The organism is Streptomyces sp. NPDC048254 (genome assembly GCF_043201895.1).
In the GTDB taxonomy this organism is placed as follows: Bacteria; Actinomycetota; Actinomycetes; order Streptomycetales; family Streptomycetaceae; genus Streptomyces.
The window spans coordinates 278,921-298,845 of record NZ_JBICZJ010000008.1; the positions used below are offsets into that span (position 1 = coordinate 278,921).

General features: G+C 72.3%; 11 protein-coding genes. All 11 read right to left on the minus strand.

Translation table 11 applies throughout. The features are described 5' to 3' along the window. Positions 1–17 precede the first annotated feature (17 nt). A complete protein-coding gene (locus ACGFZQ_RS23860) occupies positions 18–4,130 on the minus strand; it encodes an amino acid adenylation domain-containing protein (protein ID WP_393841988.1) in 4,113 nt (1,370 codons plus the stop codon). Further along, entirely contained in the window at positions 4,123–5,070 is a 948-nt protein-coding gene (locus tag ACGFZQ_RS23865; protein ID WP_393841989.1) for a 3-hydroxyacyl-CoA dehydrogenase family protein, read from the minus strand. Before ACGFZQ_RS23865 ends, ACGFZQ_RS23860 begins: the two co-directional genes overlap by 8 nt. Before the next feature lie 32 nt (positions 5,071–5,102). Further along, positions 5,103–10,346 (minus strand): condensation domain-containing protein, encoded by a 5,244-nt coding sequence (locus ACGFZQ_RS23870; RefSeq protein ID WP_393841990.1) that lies wholly within the window; start codon positions 10,344–10,346, stop codon positions 5,103–5,105. 22 nt (positions 10,347–10,368) lie between these two features. After that, a complete protein-coding gene (locus tag ACGFZQ_RS23875) occupies positions 10,369–12,264 on the minus strand; it encodes an amino acid adenylation domain-containing protein (protein WP_393841991.1) in 1,896 nt (631 codons plus the stop codon). A gap of 23 nt (positions 12,265–12,287) precedes the next feature. Further along, positions 12,288–13,337: an HAD-IIIC family phosphatase gene (locus ACGFZQ_RS23880; RefSeq protein WP_393841992.1), complete on the minus strand. Its 1,050-nt coding sequence runs from the start codon at positions 13,335–13,337 to the stop codon at positions 12,288–12,290. Then, positions 13,334–14,572, minus strand: a complete 1,239-nt coding sequence (locus tag ACGFZQ_RS23885) for an acyl-CoA dehydrogenase family protein (protein WP_393841993.1) — start codon at positions 14,570–14,572, stop codon at positions 13,334–13,336. Before ACGFZQ_RS23885 ends, ACGFZQ_RS23880 begins: the two co-directional genes overlap by 4 nt. Next, a complete protein-coding gene (locus ACGFZQ_RS23890; protein ID WP_234537022.1) occupies positions 14,556–14,825 on the minus strand; it encodes an acyl carrier protein in 270 nt (89 codons plus the stop codon). The genes ACGFZQ_RS23885 and ACGFZQ_RS23890 overlap by 17 nt, the downstream gene beginning before the upstream one ends. Beyond that, complete coding sequence (locus tag ACGFZQ_RS23895; protein ID WP_393841994.1) at positions 14,822–15,841, minus strand: 3-oxoacyl-ACP synthase; 1,020 nt, start codon at positions 15,839–15,841, stop codon at positions 14,822–14,824. The genes ACGFZQ_RS23890 and ACGFZQ_RS23895 overlap by 4 nt, the downstream gene beginning before the upstream one ends. Before the next feature lie 235 nt (positions 15,842–16,076). After that, complete coding sequence (locus tag ACGFZQ_RS23900) at positions 16,077–17,651, minus strand: alpha/beta hydrolase (protein ID WP_393841995.1); 1,575 nt, start codon at positions 17,649–17,651, stop codon at positions 16,077–16,079. Positions 17,652–17,874: 223 nt separating this feature from the next. Beyond that, entirely contained in the window at positions 17,875–18,894 is a 1,020-nt protein-coding gene (locus tag ACGFZQ_RS23905) for an aldo/keto reductase (RefSeq protein ID WP_393841996.1), read from the minus strand. Positions 18,895–18,926: 32 nt separating this feature from the next. Then, positions 18,927–19,823: a helix-turn-helix transcriptional regulator gene (locus ACGFZQ_RS23910; RefSeq protein WP_393841997.1), complete on the minus strand. Its 897-nt coding sequence runs from the start codon at positions 19,821–19,823 to the stop codon at positions 18,927–18,929. Positions 19,824–19,925 lie beyond the last annotated feature (102 nt).

Genomic DNA, 19,925 nt, shown 5'->3' on the forward strand with positions numbered 1-19,925 from the left:
ATACTCCGGCTCGTTCCTCACGGAGCGTTCACCGACCCCTTCTGTGGTGCCTCGGCGGCCCACTGTTCGACGAGGACGCGGCCGATCTCGCCGAGCGCGGCCGGGCGTCCCATCTCCATGTGCGTGCAGTCGACCGGCAGGAGCTGGAGCGCCCCCTTGATCAGTGGGCGCCACAGGCCGAGCGCGGTCTCGGGCGGGTGGTCCCGGGAGGTGAACATCACCGTGTTCCCGCCGAACGGGCGCGGCCTGTGCAGGCCGGCGACCCGGGCGTTGTTGGTGAAGATCCGGGCCAGCGCGGCGACCCGCCGCTCGTCGAACGAGGCCGGCAGCCCCTCTTCCAGGAGCGCCGCGAGGGCGTCCCGGCCGGCGGCCGGACTCGCGTCCTCGGCCGAGGCCGCGAGTCCGGCAACGCCCGCGCCCGCGGGGTAGGCGTCCAGAAGCACCAGCGTCTCCACCGATTCGCGGTTCTCCTCCAACTGCACCGCCATCTCGTGGGCGACCGTCCCCCCGAAGGACCAGCCGAGGAGGTGGTAGGGGCCCGTGGGCTGGACGGACCTGACATGGTCCAGGTAGTCCGCCGCCATCTCCCGCAGGGACGCCGGCAGCACTTCGGTGCCGTCCAGGCCCCGGGCCTGCAGGCCGTACACCGGCTGATCGGCGCCGAGCGGCGAGGTGAGTCCCGCGTAGCCCCAGGAGAAGCCCGCCGCCGCGTGCACGCAGAACAGAGGTGCCTTGTCGCCCGACTCCCGAAGCGGCAGCAGGACTCCTATGTCGCTTTCGGACGTCTCCTGGATGCCGCCCCACCTGCTGCTCGCGGTGTCGTCGCCCGCCCCGGGCGAGCGGAGGGAACCGACGCTTCCGGCGGGCTCGGCGGCCGCTTCGGCCGGCGCGGCGGAGGTCTCCGGGCTCTTCGTACGGTTCGTCTCGCGCACGACCGAGGCCAGCGCCCTGACCGTCTTGTGCTCGATGATGTCCTGCGGTGTGAGGAGAAGACCCACCCGACGCAGTCGGCTCACCAGCTGGATCGACATGACGCTGTCGCCGCCGAGGTCGAAGAAGCTGACGTCCATGGCGACTTCGGGGAGCCGGAGCACCTCGCGGAACACCCGCGCCACATGCTCCGCCCGCGCTCCGTCGGCGGCGAGCGAAGCCAGATGGGGGTCCCGCCGGCCGAAGGCCGGCGGAGGGTCGGCCTCCAGCGGCCGTACGCCTGTCGGCGGTTTCCCGCGGTCGAGCTTGCCGCTGCCCGTACGCGGCAGCACGGAGGCGGCCTTCAGCTCGGCCGGGACCAGATGCGCCGGCAGCCGCTCGGCCGCCCAGTCCCGCAGCGCGTGGCCGCCGGGAAGGCGGGCTCCCTCCGCGGACACCAGGTAGGCCACGAGCCGGGCGTGGCCACTCGTCCCCTTCCGGACGCAGGCCATGACCTCGGTGACGGCGGGGTGCCGGGCGATCACCGCCTCCACCTCGCCGAGTTCGATGCGAAAACCATTGAGTTTGACCTGGGCGTCCGCGCGGCCGAGGAAGTCGAGCTGCCCGTCGGGGCGCCAACGGGCCCGATCACCCGTCCGGTACATCCGCTCGCCGGGCGGACCGAAGGGGTCGGCGACGAAACGCTCCGCGGTCAGCCCGGGCCGGCGCAGATATCCCCGGGCAAGGCCGTCTCCCGCCAGGTACAGCTCGCCCTGGCGGTCGGCCTCCACCTGGCGCAGAGAGCGGTCGAGCACGTAGGCGCGTACGTGGCCCAGCGGCCGTCCGATGGGCGGTGCGCCCTCCGGCACCGGACCGTCGCCCGCCGAGGCGGTGGCGTGGACGGTGGCCGCGGTGGCATGGACGGTGGCCTCGGTGGGCCCGTACAGGTTGAGCACCCGGGTGCCGGGCATGATGTCCCGGATCCGCGCGGCAAGGGTCGCGGGGAGCGCCTCACCGGTCATCGAGAGCGTTTTGACCGACACCTCGAGACCGCCGGTCTCCATCAGCTTGGAGAACAGTGAAGGGATGGCGCACAGCAGACCGCCCGACCAGCGCGGCGGGTCACCGTCGAGCAACGACAGCAGACTGCCGACCACTTCGACCCTGCCGCCGGCCGCCAGCGCCGGGAAGATCTCGGCCACCGACACGTCGAAGCTGAAGGAGCTCGCCGCCAGCACGTGTGCCAGCGATCCGGCGCCGAACCCGGCGGCCGCCCAGTCCACCAGCGCGACCACACCGCGGTGCGGCACCACGACCCCCTTGGGCGTACCGGTGGAGCCCGAGGTGTAGATGACGTAGGCGGGATGCGAGGGCCGCAGCGGCTCGGGACGGTCGGCGTCGGCCGGTGCCGTGGGTGAGCAGTGCTCCAACTCCCGGGCGATCGCGGGGTCGTCGAGCCGGATGATCGTGGTCGACCGGCTCACTACGTCCGCGACGTACGAGTCGGTGGCGGTGTCGGTCAGCACACAGACGGGTTCCGCGTCCTCGACCATGAAACGGAGTCGCTCGGCCGGGTAGGCGGGGTCGAGCGGCAGGTACGCGGCACCGGTCTTGAGTACCGCGAGCATCGCCACGAGCGTCCCGGCGCACCGAGGGAGCAGCAGCCCGACGACCGACTCCGGCCCGGCACCCCGGTCCAGCAGGAGCCGGGCCAGCCGGTTGGCACGCTCGTGGAGTTCCGCGTAGGTGAGCTGGTCGTCGGCGCCGGTGACGGCGACCGCGTCCGGGTGGCTCCGGGCGGCGCTCTCCAGCAGGTCGGTGAGCGTTCGACGGGGTGCTCCGGAGGCCGTGCCGCCCGTCCGGGAGGCAACGGCCGCCCGCTCGTCCGCCGCCGGCAGGCGGAAGGTGCCCAGCGGGTGCCCCGGGCCGGCCACGGCCAGGGACAGCAGACGGCCGAAACGCCTGGCGTGCGCGTCGAGTTCGGCGGCGGAATAGCGATCCGCCGCACCGCTGAAGACGACCCGCAGCCGCTGGTCAGCGGGGTCAGCGGGGTCGTCGTCGAGTACGACGCGTATGTCGTGGACCGGGTCGGGCACCAGGTCGTGGACCCTCACGGACAGTTCACCGAACCGCACGAGGGTCCCGGGGGTGCGGATGTCGGCGATCGGCCCGAACAGCCGGGGCCGATCGTCCGTCGCCCCGGCCTCGCGCCACAACTCCCGGTGGCCCAGCCGCTGGTGCCTGACCGCCTCACGCGACTCCCGGGCGACGTCCTGGACGAGTTCGGCGAAGGTGGCGGCGGACCGTACCGTCAGCCGCAGGGGCACGATGTACTCGCTCGCGTCCGGGGCGCGCCTGCTCACCCGGTCCGGCCGACCGTCCATCGGCATGCCGATGACCACGTCCGTGGCGCCGCTCAGCCGATGGGCGTAGGCCGCCACGGCGGCGCACAGCACCGCCCGCACCGGCACACCGGCGTAGCGGGCCGTGGTACGCAGGCGTTCGGTGTCGGTGGTGCCGAGCGTCACCGGGCGGGAGTTCACCGGTGCCCGCAACCGGTCGGCGGCCCGGACGGGAGCGGACGCGAAGGTCACCGGCTCGGGGAGGCCGGCGAACCGCTTGCGCCAGTGGGCGCGGTCGGCTTTCTGCGCGGCGGATCCGGCGTACCCGGCCGCTGCCGAGGCCGGCTGGGCCCGGGTGGTCAGGGCGCCCTCGGCAGCCGGGCGGCCCTCGGCCAGTGCCGTGTACACCTCGGAGACCCGACGGGTGATCAGCGCACAGCCGAAGCGGTCGACGACGGCCCGGTGGTGTCGGTGGAACCAGTGGTGGTGGTCCGGGCCGAGCCGCAGCAACGCCTGGGTGGACCAGGGCCGGCCGGTGTCCTCGCCGCCCCGTGCGAGCGCCGCGCGTGTCCACGCGTCGGCGGCGCCCCGCGGGTCCGTCTCCGTGCTCAGGTCCACCACGGGCAGCGGCAAAATCTCCGGGGCGGGCGGTCCGTCCGGTCCCTCGTCGGTGAAACGCGACCGCCCTGCGGTGGTCTCGGCCACGACCAGGGCGACCGCCTTGCCCAGCATGGTGAGGTCCAGGTCGCCGTGGATCTCCACTAGCTGGGCGGTGTGGCCGCCGGGGGCGGTGGACGCCGGACCGGAGTGTCCTGCGGCACGCCAGGCGTCCTGTCCGGCGCGGGGCGTGTCGGTGGGTGCGCCCCGGCGGTCAGCCACGGTCCGTACCTCCCGGCGCGGTGAGGTGCTGTGACGAGTACTGGTAGAAGCCACTGCCCGATTTGCGTCCCACGTTGCCCTCGGCGACGAGACGGGCCAGCAGGGCGCAGGGCCGGAAGCGGTCCTCGCCGGTATGCCGGCGCAGCACCTCCAGCGAGTCGGCGATGGTGTCGAGACCGATGAGGTCGGCCGTGCGCAACGGCCCCATGGGGTGACCGAAGCAGTCCTGGAAAATGCGGTCCACGGTCTCGGCGTCGGCGGTTCCCTCGCCCAGCACGGCGGCCGCCTCGTTGAGCGTCAGCATCAGCACCCGGTTCGTGACGAAGCCGGGGGCGTCACGTACCACGTGGGCGTGCTTTCCGAGGCGGGCGAGGAACGCCTCCGTGCGCTCCACGGTGAGACCGCTGGTCTCCGGCGCGCGGATCACCTCCACCGCGTCCTTGAGCGGCGCGGGGTTCATGAAGTGGGTGCCGATGACCCGGTCGGGGCGGGCGGTGAAGGACCCGAGGCGGCTGACCGGGATGCACGAGGTGTTGGACGCGAAGATCGCCTCGGACCCGCAGATCCGGTCCAGCTCGCGGAGGATCCCCTCCTTGACGTCCTCGTCCTCCCGGGCGCACTCCACCACCAGGAGAGCGTCCGCCAGGTCGGCGAGCTCGGCGGACCAGGTCACGAGGGAGTCGACGCGGGATGCGGGCACGCCCGCCCGCGCCTGCCGGGACCCCGGGCGCACCAGCGTGGCCGTCCTGATCCCCGCGCGGAGCCGGGCCGGCCCCGAGGCCAGCACGCCGGGGTCGTTGTCGACGACGACCACGGGGTGGCCGGCTTCGGCGAAGCACTGCGCCACACCGACACCCATCGTGCCCGCGCCGACGATGCCCACCGGTGCCCCGGCCGGAACGGTCCCCGCGGTCTGTTGAACGTCTGTCTGATCGCCCACTGTTGCAGGTCTCCTTCGTCGGCCGAGCCGCGTCAGTCGGTGTACGCGGGCTGTGCCGTGGCCGGCTTCGCGGGTGTGCTTGCGGTGGTCGTCGTGCTGATGGGCCACAGGCCGGACAGCGGTGCACGGGGGGCGCGGGTGGCCGCGCGCAGAATCGTGAGCAGTCCTTCGAGGAGAGCCCGGGCACTCGACCGGTCGAAGAGCTCGGTGCGGTAGTCCAGCGAGATGGACAGCTCGTCCCGGCCCGGCCCTTCGACGACGGACCAGGAGAGGTCCAGCTCGCTGCGGACGGGCGGCAGCGTGAGCCGTCCCGCGTCCGTGCCGGGCCACCGCACGGGGGCCGCCTCCACCCCGGCCGCCGAGCCGAGTGCCGCCGGCAGCGCCTGGTAGGAGTACGTCACATCGAACAGCGGTGCCCGGCCCGGCTCGTGGGGCAGTCCGGCCGCGCGCACGATGTCGGCGAACGGCACGTACCGATGCTGTTCCGCGTCGGTGATGGCGCGCCGCACCCGGTCGGTGAGCTTCTCGAAGGACGGGTCGTCGGCCAGATCCAGACGCAGCGGCAGGCTCCGCGCCGCCGGGAGGGGAAGTGCCGTGCCGCCGGTCAGCCCGATGAGCGCCTCGTCCGCCTCCGTGTGCAGGGCGAGCAGGGCGGCGAGGGCCGCCAGCACGCTCTCCCTGGTCCCGGAAAGGCCCACCGCATGGGCGAGGTCTTCGGGAATCCGGGACCCGAGGCTGGCGGTGGCGCGGGTGCCGTGGGCGGGCCGGGCCCGGTCCAGCGGCGGCGCGCCATCGGGCAGTCCCGTCAGTGTCCGTCTCCAGTAGGCGAGTTGGTCCTCCCTCCGGGGGCCTGTCCCGGGCTCGGTGTACTCGCCGGACAGCGTGGGAAGCTCGGGCGGCGCGGCCCGGCGTCCGTCCGGGCGGGCGCCGTACAGAGTGAGCAGATCCCGGAAGAACGCCTCCGGCCGACCGTCGTCGTGGGCCTGCTGGTGGGTGGTCACCAGCAGGACGTGCCGGGCCGGGCCCGTCGTCGCGAGGAGCGCGTGGAGCCGGTGACCCGATGCCGGATCGAGTACGCGTGCGGCCTCGTTCCGCGCGATCTCCCTGGCCGCGAAGAGGGGCTCGCTCTCGCCGGAGACGTCAGCGGTGGTGAAGAAGCCGTCGCCGGACGATGAGCCGTACCCCGGGGCTTCGCCGGTCCCGGCACGCGTCGCCTCCTGCCGCTCGGCCAGTTCCGCCAGCGCCGTGCGCAGCGCGGGGAGCCGCACGTCGCCACGCAGTTCGAGGCAGCTGACGACCGGGCGGTCCGCGACCGGTACGGCCACCGGGGGAGGTCCGCCGGGGAGGTCGCTGTAGCGCGTGTCCTCGTTGTCCGCGACGGCGTGCAGCAGGTCCAGGAACGCCTCGGACATGGCGGAGATCGTGTCGGCGTCGAAGAGCCGCGTCGCGTACTCCATCATGACCACGATGTCGTCCTCGTCCGCCAGTTCGCCGACGACCATCGAGATGTCGAACTTGGCGGTGCCGGGGGGCAGCCCGGGGAAATGCGGGATGATCTCCGGATCGTGCGCCGGTCCCGTGACGATCTCGCCGAAGGCGGCGGCCGGGGGCAGCGTCTGGTGCACGTACATCACGTCGAAGAGCGGGTTGCGGCTCGGATCACGGTCGGCGGCGACCTCGCGCACGACCCTGTCGAACGGGACCTCCTGGTGGCCGAGGGCGCCGAGCACCACCCCGCGCACCTGGCACAGCAGCTCGCGGAAGCTCGGCTCACCCGACAGGTCGGAGCGCAGCGCGATGGTGTTGTTGAAGAAGCCGAGCAGACCCCACAGTTCGGGCCGGTTACGACCGATGGTCGAGGTGCCGACGACGATGTCCCGCTGGCCCGACCAGCGTGCGAGCAGCACTGTGAGCGCGGTGAGCAGCACCATGAACAGAGTGGCCGTCTCCTGGGCGCCCACCTCGCGCAGCCGCTGCACCAGTGCGCCCGGGATGGTGAACCCGTGGGTCGCACCCGTGAAGTCCATCCGGCGGGGGCGCGGCCGGTCGGTGGGCAGCTCCAGTGCGGGCGGGTCGCTCAGCCGTTCGCGCCAGTAGCTCAGCTCACCGTCGAGCCGGGAGTCGGCCACCAGCTCGCGCTGCCAACGTGCGTAGTCCGCGTACTGCACCGGCAGCGGTTCGCGGCTTGGGGCACGGTTCTCCAGGCGGGCCGTGTAGAACTCCAGCAGGTCCTGCATCTGGATCTCCGGAGCCCAGCCGTCGTTCACCGCGTGGTGCATGCACCAGCAGACGATGTGGTCGTCGTCGCCGAGCCGCACGACGGTCACCCGTACCAGCGGTTCGCCGGCGATGTCGAAGACCCAGCGCATGGCGGCGGTGACGACCGCACCCGCCGCGGTGTCCGGAGCGTCCTCGCCCGAGACGTCCAGGTACGTGAAGAAGTCGCCCAGTTCTGGCCGGATCACCAGCTCGGGCCTGCCATCGGCCTCGACGAGATTGGACCGCAGCACCTCGTGGCGCCGCGCCAGGTCCTCCCAGGCGAGCCTGAACTTCTCGACGTCCAGGGGGCCGCGGTAGCGGGAGGCGCCGGGGAGGTTGTAGAGCGTGGTCGTCGGGTCGAGCTGATGGTGGAACCACATGCGCTCCTGCCCGTACGACAGCACCGGCTCGCCGCCCGGGACGATCGGCGGCAACTCGGCGTCGGGCACATCGGGAACCACCGGGGCCGTCGGCGCGCCGACGGCGCTCGGCGATTCCGGCCCGGGCGCGTGCGGCACCCGGTCGTGAATGGCCTCCGCCAGCGAGCTGACGACGGGGTGGTCGTAGATGTCCGCCAGCTTGAGCCGGACCCCGTGCCCCGCCCGTACCCGCTCCACGAGCTGGAGCGCGATGACGGAGTTGCCACCGATGGAGAAGTAGTCCGCGTCGGCCGCAACCTCATCGGCGTGCAGCAGTTCGACGAGGGTGCCCCGCAGCCAGTTCAGTACGGTCCCGGATGCTTCGGTCCGTTGCTCGCCGGGTGCGCGGACCGGCTCCTCGGGGGCCGGTGCCGGTGCCGGAGCCGGAGCGGTGGGCCGTTGGAGGTCGTCGAAGGAGAGCACCTCACCCAGTGGCCTGGCCCAGCAGCGAACGCCGGTGAACGGATGTCCCGGCAGCGGAATCCGGCCCGCCGACGGGTCGGCCCGCAGCGCGGACCAGTCCAGGTCGACGCCCTCCTCGTACAACCGGCCCAGCAGCTCCAGGACGGCGGCGTCGGCGGGACCGGGCCGCAGGCGGAACACGCGGGCGTCCGCGCGGTCGTGGAGATGGGCCGTCAACCGATCGCTGATCTCGCCACGGGACGCCAGCTCCACGAACACCACGGGGCCCTCGGAGAGTTGCTCGTCCGCCGCCGCGTGGAGCTGCTCCACCCGCAGCGGGTCGCCCGCCACCGCGGGGTCCTGCCCGCTGCGGGCTCGCCGCAGAGCGGCGGTGTCCTCGGCGCTGAGATCGCCCCGCAGGTACCGGGCGGTGTAGCGGGAGAGCCCCGAACTCATCAACCCGTCCGGCGAGACGCCGGCCCGGACCAGCCGCCGGTACGTCGCGAGCTGGCCGCCGACCATCGCGGCGCGGTCGGCCGGTGCGGGCAACTCGTCCGGCAACCCGTCCGCCACCTGATCGCTCGGCTCGTCGGGTATGGCGTCCGCGGAGAGCAGGAAGACCACCCGAGGGGCAGCCATGGCACCGGGGGCAGCCGCCTCGGCCGCCTCCCCCGCCTCGAGCCGACGCCAGGTGACCTCGGCGGCCAGGCGGGCCGCGAGCTCGAAGGTGTCCCGGGCGACCACCGACGCACGGTGGGCGTCGTGGTCCCTGCCCTCGTTCAGCGTGCGCGCGACGTCGGCCAGCGGGTGTGCGGTGTGGCGCAGTCCGAGCGACAGCCGCTCGCACTGGGCGAGCAGGTCCGCCCGGCTGCGGGCGGAGACCGCGACCAGCTGCGGGGTGCTGACGGCGGGGCGTACCGGGGCGGTCGCCGGGGGCCGCTCGACCACGCAGTGCGCGTTGACGCCGCCGAGGCTGAACGAGCTCACGCCCGCCCGGCGCGTCTCGTCGTCCCACCGCTCGAGCGAGGTGACGACCTCGAGGCGGGCGCCTTCCAGGTCGACCTCGTCGGCGGGCTCCTCGAAGTGCAGCGAGGGGTACAGCTCGCCGTGGTGCACGCTGAGGACCGCCTTGACCAGCCCTGCGATCCCCGCCGCGTGGTCCAGGTGCCCGATGTTGGTCTTGACCGAGCCCACCTTCACCGTACGGTCGCCGTCGGGGCGGGCGAGGGCCAGGCCCTCGGCTTCGACCGCGTCGCCGAGCCGGGTGCCCGAACCGTGCGTCTCGATGTATCCGGCGGTCGCCGGGTCCAGCGAGGCGTTGCGCCACGCCTTGGTGATGACCTGGGCCTGCGAGCGGGCACTCGGGGTACTGATGGTCGCGGAGTGCCGGCCGTTGTGCACCACGGCGCTGCCGCGGATCACGGCGTGGATGAACGAGCCCTCCGCCAGCGCCCGTTCCAGCGTGGTGAGGAGCACCACCCCACCGCCCTCGCCGGCGCCCGCACCGTCCGCCGCACGGTCGAACGCGCGGGACCGGGCGGTGGGCGAGGCGATGCCGGGGAAGTCGGCCACCGCGGCCGCCGGCTGCACGATGTGGCGCAGCTGCACCCCGCCCACGACGGCGTAGTCCGCGTCGTCGTCGCCGAGTTCACGGCATGCCTGGTGAACGGCGACGAGTGAGCCGTTGCAGCCGGTGTCCACGCCGTAGCAGGGGCCGGTGAAACCGAAGAGGTGGGAGATCCTGGCGGGCAGGGCACAGGGAATGTTTCCGGTCATGCCGAGGGTTCCGTGCTCGCGCACCAGAGGTGCGTAGCCGTTGCTCGGCGAGCTGAAGATCACCGCTGTCCGGCTGTCCCTGAGCCCGGACGGGGCGTATCCGGCGTTCTCCAGCGCCTCGTGGGTGAGCTGGAGTGCCAGCCGGTGCTGCGGGTCGGTCACCTCCGCCTCGCGACGGGACATCCCGAAGTGCTCGTGGTCGAAGAGGTCGATGCGGTCGAGGTAGCCCTGTTCCGGATAGTCGTGGCGGGGATCGAGCCCGGTGCTCCGGATCCGTTCCGGAGGGATCGGGCGCACCGAGTCCCTCCCCGCCCGCAGGTTCGCCCGGAAGGCGGTGAGGGAATCCGCCTGCGGGAATCTCGTGGCGATGCCGATCACCGCGACGGCCGGTCTGCGGGGTGTCACGCCCGTACCGCTCATGTCACCTCTCCGTTCACGCGTGTCAGAGCTCGTAGGTGGCCGGCGGGGCGTGTTCCTCGCCTTGCGCGCGCTCGCCCAGGCGGTCGGCGATGCGCTGGGCCTGGGTGGCGATGGTGATGTAGTCGAACAGCTCGCCCACCCGCAGCGCCCCGGGCCATCGCCTGTCCAGCCTGTCGTGCAGGTCGACGACCTTGATCGAACTCCCCCCGACGGCGAAGAAGTTGTCGTCCGGGCCCGAGCCGGAGTGCCCGAGGACCTCCGCCCAGATCCGGCGGACGGCGAGCCGGTGCCCGCTCCAGTCCCCGCCCGCGGTGCCTCCGGAGGCTTGCCGGTCCGTCGGGACGAGCGTGCGGAGCGTGGCCCGGTCCACCTTGGTGCTGCGGTCGAGCGGCATGTGGTCGACCGGTACGAACAGGGTCGGTGTGGCCTGCTCCATCAGTCGGCCCCGGCAGTGTTCGCGCAGCTCCGAGGCGTCCGGCGGCCCGCTGCCGGGTGCCGGTAGTACGAAGGCGATCACCTGCGGCTCGTCCTGTCCGGCACGTTCGCAGAGCACCACGGCCTGCTCCACACCCGGATGGCGTTCCAGCACGCTCTCGATCTCGCCGAGTTCGATCCGCACACCGCGGATCTTGGCCTGGTCGTCCGTTCTGCCGTGGTAGTGCAGCGCGCCCCGCTCGTCGACGCTGGCGATGTCCCCGGTGCGGTAGAGGCGCCCGCCCGGCCGCCCGTACGGGTCCGCGACGAATCGCTCGGCCGTACGGGCCGGCTGGTTCGCGTAGCCGAGTGCCACGAGGGGGCCGCCGACGTAGAGTTCGCCCCGCTCCCCGGCCGGGACCTCACGCAGCCGCTCGTCCAGTACCAGGGTCTGTGTCCCCGGCCAGGGCCGTCCGATGGGGACACGTTCCCGGGTCGGGTCCGGATCGGTCTCCACCGTGCAGGCGATGGTCGTCTCGGTGGGCCCGTACTCGTTGACGATCCGGGTCCGCGGCAGTCGCTCGTGGTGCGCGCCCACCAACCCGGGGGTGCACGCCTCACCCCCCACGACCACCACCCGCAGGGTGTCGGGCAGGCCGGCGGGATCCTGGAGCACGGCCCGGTAGTAGGAGGGAATGTTGAACAGGTGTGTCACACGGTGTTCCCTGGCCAGCCGGGTGAACTCCGCCACCCGCGCGAGCTGTCGGGGGTCGGGGAGTACCAGCGTGTGGCCGCCGGTGAGCGACCAGAACATTCCGCCGAGAATCCCGTCGAAGGACAGCCGCAGCGCGATCAGGAAGACGGAGTGCTCGGTGCCGTACACCGGCCCCCGGCAGCTGATGGACGCCGCGAGCTGGCCCCGGCTGACCATCACGCCTTTGGGCACACCGGTGGATCCCGAGGTGTAGGCGACGTAGGCGGGGCTCTGCTCAGGGACCGGTGGGTACGGGTCGGCAAGCAGTTCCTGGCCCGCCTCGACGAGCCGAGTCAGACGGAGGTCCGCCGCGGCCACGACCGTCGGCGGAGCGGGCATCGCCGAGAGTACGGAGGCCGGCACGGCGTCGCCGCCCTCGCTCAGCACCACCGCGCAGTCGACGTCCCGGCACAGCGCCTCGAACCTCCCGACGGGCAGGTCCGGTTCCAGGACCGCCCAGGCGGCACCCACACGCAGCGCGGCGAGCATGGCGACCACGGACAGGGCGCTCTGCTGCGTCCGGACGCAGACGACCCGTCCTGGCCGCAGTCCGTGCTGCCACAGCAGCCGCGCAAGACCGGCCGAGGCATGGTCGAGTTCGCGGTACGTCAGCGAGACCCCGCCGATGATCAGCGCGGTCGCCTCGGGCGCCCTGACCACCTGGCTTCGGAAGGTGGTCCACACCGGCCGTACCTCCGCCGGGGCGTCCGCGGGGACGAACCCATCGGTGCCATCGGGATGTCGGGGCATCGCGGCCTCGCTTCCCGCGCCGTTCACGCCGCACCGGCGATCACGCGCGTGTGGCCGGGGGCCTTGGGCAGCGGGCGCTCCGGGTCCACGGTGAGCACGAGGTGGTCCTCGTCGGTGTCCGTCGTCTCGTAGCCGGCGAAGCGCATCGTGACCAGCATGTTCCGGTTTGCCTCGGTCGGGATGAAGTGCGCGACAGGGCGCCGGCCGGCCGCCAGGGCCTGCTGGATCAGGTGGTGCAGCAGCACGCTCCCCGCACCGCGCGAGGCGACTCGGCAGGACATCAGCATCAGCCGCAGGACCGAGTCCCGCCCGACGAGTGCGGTGACGGCCAGGCCGATGATCCCGTAGTCACCGAAGCGGTCGCGGAGCGTGGCCAGTAGCACCTGATGGTCCGGTGAGGAACTCAACCGGCGCAGTTCGTCGATGTCGTACGTCAGTCCCGTGCTGTTGAGCTGGTGCGTGCGGACGGTCAGCTCGCTGGCCCGGGACAGGTCTTCCTCGGTGGCCGGGCGCACCTCCATGACCAGGTCGAGCGAGTCGAGGAACGCCTGGCGTCCTTCGGTGAACTCCTTTTCGGCCTCATGGCGTTGCCACTCGGCCCGGTAGAGCCGGCGTCGCCCGGTGGCCTCCGCGGTGATGTGCTCGGGCTGGAACTCCCGGTATTCCGGCAGCTGCCCGACCTCCGCCGCCGCATAGCAGCGGACCATGGGGAGTTCGCTCGCGACCTCCGCCCGCTCCACCGGGTCGTTGTCGACGAACGCGATGGTGTCCAGACCGATGTTGAGGGCCCTCGCGATCCGGCGCACCGCGGCGGACTTGGCGCCCCAGCCCACCTCTGTCGCGCAGAACCAGTCCGCCAGCCGGCGCTCCGTCAGATGGCGTTGAGAGACGCTGTGTTCGCCACGGCCGGCGGCGGCGTGCAGGATGCCCCTACGGTCCAGCTCGGCCAGGGTCTCCAACGCCGGGCGGAAGGGGACGGGATCGTCGCCCTCCAGCACCACCCCGTCCCACAGGGTGTCGTCCAGGTCCCACACCAGGCACTTGACGGTGGGCGCGCCCGCTGCCGCCGTCACGGCGACTCTCCGGGAAGCCGGGGCCCGACGGTGCGGTCCGCGCCGCGCGCGGCATCGCCGAAGCGGCGCAACAACCGCTCTGCTATGTGAAGTTCGGACACTTGCTGCGCTCCTTCGATGATCTCCATGACCTTGGCGTCCCGGAAGTGACGGCCCGCCCTGCTGTCGGGCGCGCAGCCGGCCGAGCCGAGCACCTGTACGGCGGCGCGGCTGCCCTCGGCCGCCGCGGAAGCCGCCGCGTACTTGGCCATGAGCGTCTCCGACACCCCGTGCCCCGGGCCCGCGGCCCGTACCTCCGCGGCCCTGCGGGCGAGTTGCCGGGCCCCGGCGGCGTCCACCGCGGCCCTGGCCAGCAGTGACCGGACCAACTGGTTGTCTCCCAGCGTGATGTCGCCCTGCCGACGGACCGCGGCGTGGGAGGCGGCGTCCTCGACGCACGCCTCCGCCATGCCCACGCATCCCCAGGCGACCGTGAACCGGCCGTGGTCGAGCGCGGTACCGGCGACGTGGGAGAGCCCCAGACCGGGAGGGGCGACGAGCTGACGCCGGGGCACCCGCACGCCGTCGAAGGACAGATGGGCGATCCGGGCGCCCCGCATGCCGAGCTGGCCGTTCACCGGCTCCCGGTCGACACCGGCGCGGTCCGCGTCCACGAGCACGGCGGCCGGCTTTCCCTCGTACTTGCCGAGGACCAGGAACACGTCGGCGACCGCACCGAAGGTGACCCACCTCTTGTGGCCGCTCACGACCAGTTCCTGGTGGTCCGACCGGCCCGACGCCTCGATACGGGTCTCCACCGACCCCAGCGCGCTGCCTGCGCCCTGCTCGGTCGCCGCGAAGCCGGCGGTCAGCGCACCGCCGGCCAGCCGGGGCAGCCAGGCGGCCCGCTGTGCCTCGGTGCCCCAGCGCAGCAGCGCCGCCGCGACCATCCCTTGTACGGTCAGCAGCCCGCGCAGGGCGCTGCACTCACCACCGATCCGTGCGGTGATCTCCCCGAGCGTGAGCGGATCGAGGCCGGCGCCCCCGTACCGCTCGGGCAGGTCCGCGGCGAGCAGTCCCGACGCGGCGACCTCCCTGCGCACCGAATCGGGCAGTCCGCCGTCCTGGTCCCAGCGTGCGGCGCGGTCGTGTGCGTCGGCCGCCAGATCGGCCGCGACCCGACACAGGTCCACGGGCTCCGTGGGCGACAGATCCGTGGTCACCACGTCGGGGCCGCTTTCAGGAACCCTCGGCATGTGCCTCTCCCCACTCGGGCGCCGCGATCTTGCGCCGGACGAACTCCGTGACGCGGTTGGCGGTCCTGAAACTGTCCAGATCCAGGTCCTCGACCTCGACGGTGAGGGCGAAGCGGCTCTCGACGAAGGTCACCAGCTCCAGTGCGAACAGTGAGTCGGCGAGGCCCTGTGCGAAGTAGTCGTCGTCCGGCTCCACCTGCCGACGGAGAGCCATGCTCAGAAAGCCGGTGATCTGCGAGGTGATGTCGTTCATGCCGTGTCCTCCTGTGAACCTGTCTCGACCAGCAGCAGACTCCAGGCGGCCACCGGGCTCACGTTGATCAGGACCGCAAGGTCACCGGGGGCCAGCTCCTTGCGGTCGAGTGCGGTGCGGAGATTGAGGAAGACGTCGTTGGGACCGAGGTGTCCGTACTGCCGGAGGTTCGCCCGGCACGCCGGCAGCAGTTCGATGTCGAGGGAGTCCTCGAGGAAGGTGAAGCTCCCGGCGGACAGGTTCTGGCTGACGAAGCCGGCGACGTCCCCCCGGCCGATTCCGTTGCGCCGCAGCAGGTCGCCCAACATCGCGGAGAGGCGGTTGCGCGTCTCCATGGCCAGGCGGAAGGAGTAGGTTCTGGGTTCCGTGCACTGTTCGCGCCACTGAGCGGTGGGGCGGTCCCGGTAGTCGATGTGGAAGAGGTCCCAGTAGCGCCCGTTGGTCAGCTGCGCGATGTCGAGGACCCGTGTCCTCCCGCTGCGGGAGAGCAGCAGTGCCTGCCCGCCGTCGCCGTTCACGGTGACGGGGTGGCGGTAGCGCAGGGCGGCGGCCGGTTTGCTGCCGTGCACGACCAGGACATGGTCCAGGGCAGGGTCTGCGGCCAGCAGTCCGCGGGCCGTCAGCAGGGCCGGGGTGATCGAGACACAGCCGAGCCCGCCCACCGAGAAGGTGGTGGCGTTGTCGGCACCGAGTCGGTGCTGGAGCCTGGTCACCTCGGAGCTGAGAAACGTCTCCTGGACCCGCGACTCCACCATTACCAGGGCGCCCAGGTCCCGGGCGTCGAGCCCTGCCTGGTCGAGCGCCCGGCGCGCGGCGCGTTCCGCGAGAGTGACGGAACTCAGCCGGTCGTCCGCCCGGACCGTGTCGATGCCCAGAGCGTCGCGTGTGGCGCGCTCGGTCTCGTCGAGCGTCCGTACATCGGTGATCGGCAGGGTGTGCTCGGGCAGATACCAGGCGGCGCTGCGGATGGCGACGGGTGCCGCGCCATGCCTGAGGGCCTGCTGGGACACGGTCATTCCCTCTCGTCTGAGGCAGGATGTCCGGACTGTCAGCCGATCTCCGCGACGTACCAGGCATGCTCAGGAACCGCAGGCGATGGCCATGGCGCCTCCGGATGACTGCGTTGGTCGGGACGTCCCCGATTGTCGCGAGGGCAACTGACGCCGAACTGACGGACCGCTGACGGGAGGTCGGGGGCGACGGCCGGAGAACCGCTCATTGAGCACGCACTGGGTGCCGTAGAGACCGGGCTCAGCGCGCTGCGGTGCGTGTCGGTCGTACGGGAGCGCACATGAGGTCGGCGGCGGGGAGCCGGCCGGTGGCGAGGAAGGCGTTGACGGTGTCGTTGACGCAGACGTCGCCGTAGTCGGTGCCGTACACCGCGTGCCGGTACGAGCCGGTGACGGTGACGAGCCGGGAAGCGGTCCACCTGGCGTGCATCCGCCGGGCCTCCGAGTACGGCACCCGGGGGGCGCCGGTGGCGTTGACCATGAGCGCCGGGATGTCGTTGTGAACGGTGGTGACCGGCTGCTCCCTGGGCGGCGGCCAGAAGGAGCAGGGTGTGACGTTGTTGAGGATCGGGCCGAACAGCGGGTGCCGGGCCCGGGTCCGCTCGATCGCGCGCCAATGGACCTCGGTGTCACGCGGCCCCGGCGTGTCGGCGCACAGGTACGCGGTCTGGGTGCTGCCGTACGCGGAGCCGTCGCCGGTCAGCGTCGCCGCCAGGAAGGCGGCGAGGAACGCGTCCGGCTCGGCGTGCCCGGTGTCGGCGGCCCGCTTGAGCGTGCGGAAGACACCCGCGATGAGCGCGTCCCCCTCCTCCGTGTCGTCGCCCAGGACCGCGTAGTCGAACAGTGGCGCCACGTGCCGGTCCACCCGGTACGGGCCGACCGAGAGCGGCCGCCTGACGGCTGCGGCCTGGATGCGGTCGAGGGTGGCGAGTACGGCGTCAGGGGTGTCGCCCAGCCCATACGTTCGGTCGTGGGCCGCGGCCCAGCCCGCCCAGTGCCGCAGGGCGTCCTCGTTGACCTGCTCGGTGCCGTACTCCGCCCAGGGGGCGAGGCGGCTCGGATCGTGCACGCCGTCGAGGACGACACGGTCGGTGCGGCCGGGGAACATCGCCGTGTAGACCTCGCCCAGGTACGTGCCGTACGAAACGCCGTAGAAGGAGATCCGGCGCTCGCCGAGGGCAGCGCGGACGGCATCCATGTCGCGGGCCGCGTCGCGCGTGGAGACGTGGGGCAGGAGAGCTCCGGAACGGTCGCGGCACTGCTCGGCGAGGCCGCGCTCGAAGGCCGTCATACGGTCGAAGCCGGCCCGGTCCGGGCCCGCCGAGCGGAAGTAGGTCTCGGTCCGCCAGCCGCAGCCCAGCGGCGTGTTGCGGCCGGTGAAGCGCGGGTCCACGCCGACGATGTCGTAGCGGCGGGCGGTCACCCCCATCGCCGCGCTGACGGCCGGCAGGGACTCGATCGCGGGATCCGCCGGTCCGCCCATGTTGTAGAGCAGCGTGCCGATACGGTGCGCCGGGTCGGCGGCCCGGAGACGGGCCACGGCAATGCTGACCGTCCGGCCGTCGGGGGCCGCGTAGTCCAGGGGGACCGTCAGGTCGGCGCACTGGGCGCCGGCCTTGTCGAGAGCCTTGCCGATGTCGTCGTCCTGGCCACGGGCGCAGGTCTTCCAGGTGAGGTGCTGGTGGTCCGCAGACGGGTCGGTGGGCGTGGTCCCGGGCGCCGGGAGAGCGGCCGCGGTCGCCGGGAAGGCGGCCGTGGCCAGGAGAACGGCGGCTGCCGCCACCCTCCCGACTCCCACACGAGATGTGATCGTCACGCCACTCAGCGTAGCCATCCGTCAGTGGGTTCTGTACCCGGATTCCGGGCAGCCACCGAACCGGCCACCCACTGCCGGACCCCCAACAGCAGCACTCCCGAGGCGGCCGGGAGCGCCGTCCAGGTCCGCGCGGACCTGGACCAGGGTCGGGGATCCGAAGCACTCGCACGGGAGCCGGCGCGTCGAGCGGGTCGACCGCCCGTGACCTGCCGAGCTGCTCGCCTCACCGCCGCCGCTGCTCGGCGCGCAGCTCGAAGTCGCCGTAGCTGTTGTCGACCGGGTTGACCGTGACGCCGGGTGCGACGATCTCGTCGATGGCGTCGAGCACGTCCGGCGGAAGTGTGACGTCGGCGGCGGGCAGGAACGCCTCCAGCTGTTCCATGGTGCGGGGCCCGATGATCGCCGAGGTGACGCCGGGGTGGTTGACGACGAAGGCGACGGCGAGCTCGATGAGCGGGAGACCGGCCTTCTCCGCCAGGACGGCGAGTTGTTCGACGGCGTCGAGCTTGCGCTGGTTGGCGGGGGTGCTCATGTCGAAGCGGGCCTGGGGGCGGGCCGCGGAGGCGGGTCCCTCGGTGGCGTGCTTGCGGTAGCGGCCGGAGAGCCAGCCGCCGGCGAGGGGGCTGTAGGTGAGGGTGCCCATGCCGTGGCGGCGCGCGGTGGGCAGCACGTCCTCCTCGATGCCGCGGACCAGGACCGAGTACGGCGGCTGCTCGGTCACGAACCGCTCCAGGTTCCGCTCGCGCGAGACCCACTGGGCCTCGACGATCTGGGAGCCGGAGTAGGACGAGGATCCGATGTAACGGATCTTGCCCTGGTGGACGAGGTCGGAGAGGGCGCCGAGGGTTTCCGAGACGTCGGTGTCGGGGCTGGGGCGGTGGACCTGGTAGAGGTCGATGTGGTCGGTGCCGAGCCGCCGCAGGGAGTTCTCGACCTCGCGGATGATCCAACGCCGCGAGCCGCCCCGCTGGTTGGGGTCGTCCTGGGCCATCGGCATGAAGAACTTGGTCGCCAGGAACACGTCCTCGCGGCGGTCTTTCAGGGCCTTGCCGACGATCTCCTCCGAGACGCCTGCGGAGTACACGTCCGCGGTGTCGACGAAGTTGATGCCCGCGTCGAGGGCGCGGTGGATGATCCGGATCGAGTCGGCCTCGTCCTCGTTGCCCCAGGGGCCGAACATCATCGCGCCCAGGCAGAGCGGGCTGACCTGGACGCCGGTGCGGCCGAGCGGTCGGTACTGCATGAAACGGTTCTCCTCGATCGTGTGTGTGGTGATCAGTCGTTCACGGTGGGGACGACGGTGCCGGAACCCGCCCAGCTGGCGAGCAGGCCCAGGGCCTCCCGCTCCCGGGAGTCCGGTTCCGGTGTGTAGAAGTTGAGGCGCAGGCCGGGATCGGCCGGCAGGTCCATCGCCTCGTAGGGCAACGCGAGATCACCGACCAGCGGGTGGTGCAGGTTCTTGACGCCGGAGCGGTGGAACTTCACGTCATGGCGGGCCCACCGGCGGGCGAAGCCGTCACTCTTGGTCGTCAGCTCTCCGATCAGGTCGGTGAGCGCCTTGTCGTGGGGTGCCCGGCCCGTCTCGGTGCGCAGGAAGGCGACCGCGTCGTCGGCGCCCTTTTCCCAGTCCTTCCAGAACTCCTGGCCGGCGGGGTCGAGGAACATGAAGCGGGCGCTGTTGACCGGGCCGCGCCGGGCGAACAGCGGCGAGTCGAAGACGGGTGCGTACAGCGCACGTCCCAGCATGTTGGCGGCCAGGATGTCGAAGCGCGCGTTGCGCACGTACGCCGGCACGTCGGTCATCGAGTCGAGCAGCCGCAGGATCGTGGGCCGCACGCGGGACGCGGTCACCGTGGGCCGTCGGCCCGACGGCGTCGCCGCGCGGGCGAGGTCGTAGAGGTGGGTGCGTTCGGCCTCGTCCAGCTGGAGTGCCTGCGCGAGGGCGTCGAGCACCGAGTCCGAAGCACCGGTGAGATTCCCGCGCTCGAGCCGGATGTAGTAGTCCACGCTCATGCCCGCGAGCAGGGCGACCTCCTCACGGCGAAGGCCGGCGACACGACGGTTCCCGCCGTAGACCGGCAGCCCGGCCTGCTCCGGGGTGATCCGCGCCCGCCGGGTGCTCAGGAACTCGCGGACCTCGGCAGCCAGAGCCCTCCTGTCCGTGTCAGCCATGCTCAGGCCCCGGAGCTTCTGCGGTGGCGGCGAGGGCGGACATGCGGTGGCTCCTTCTGATCGTCGTGAATCCTGTGCCGGTCCTCACGGTAGATCCGTCGG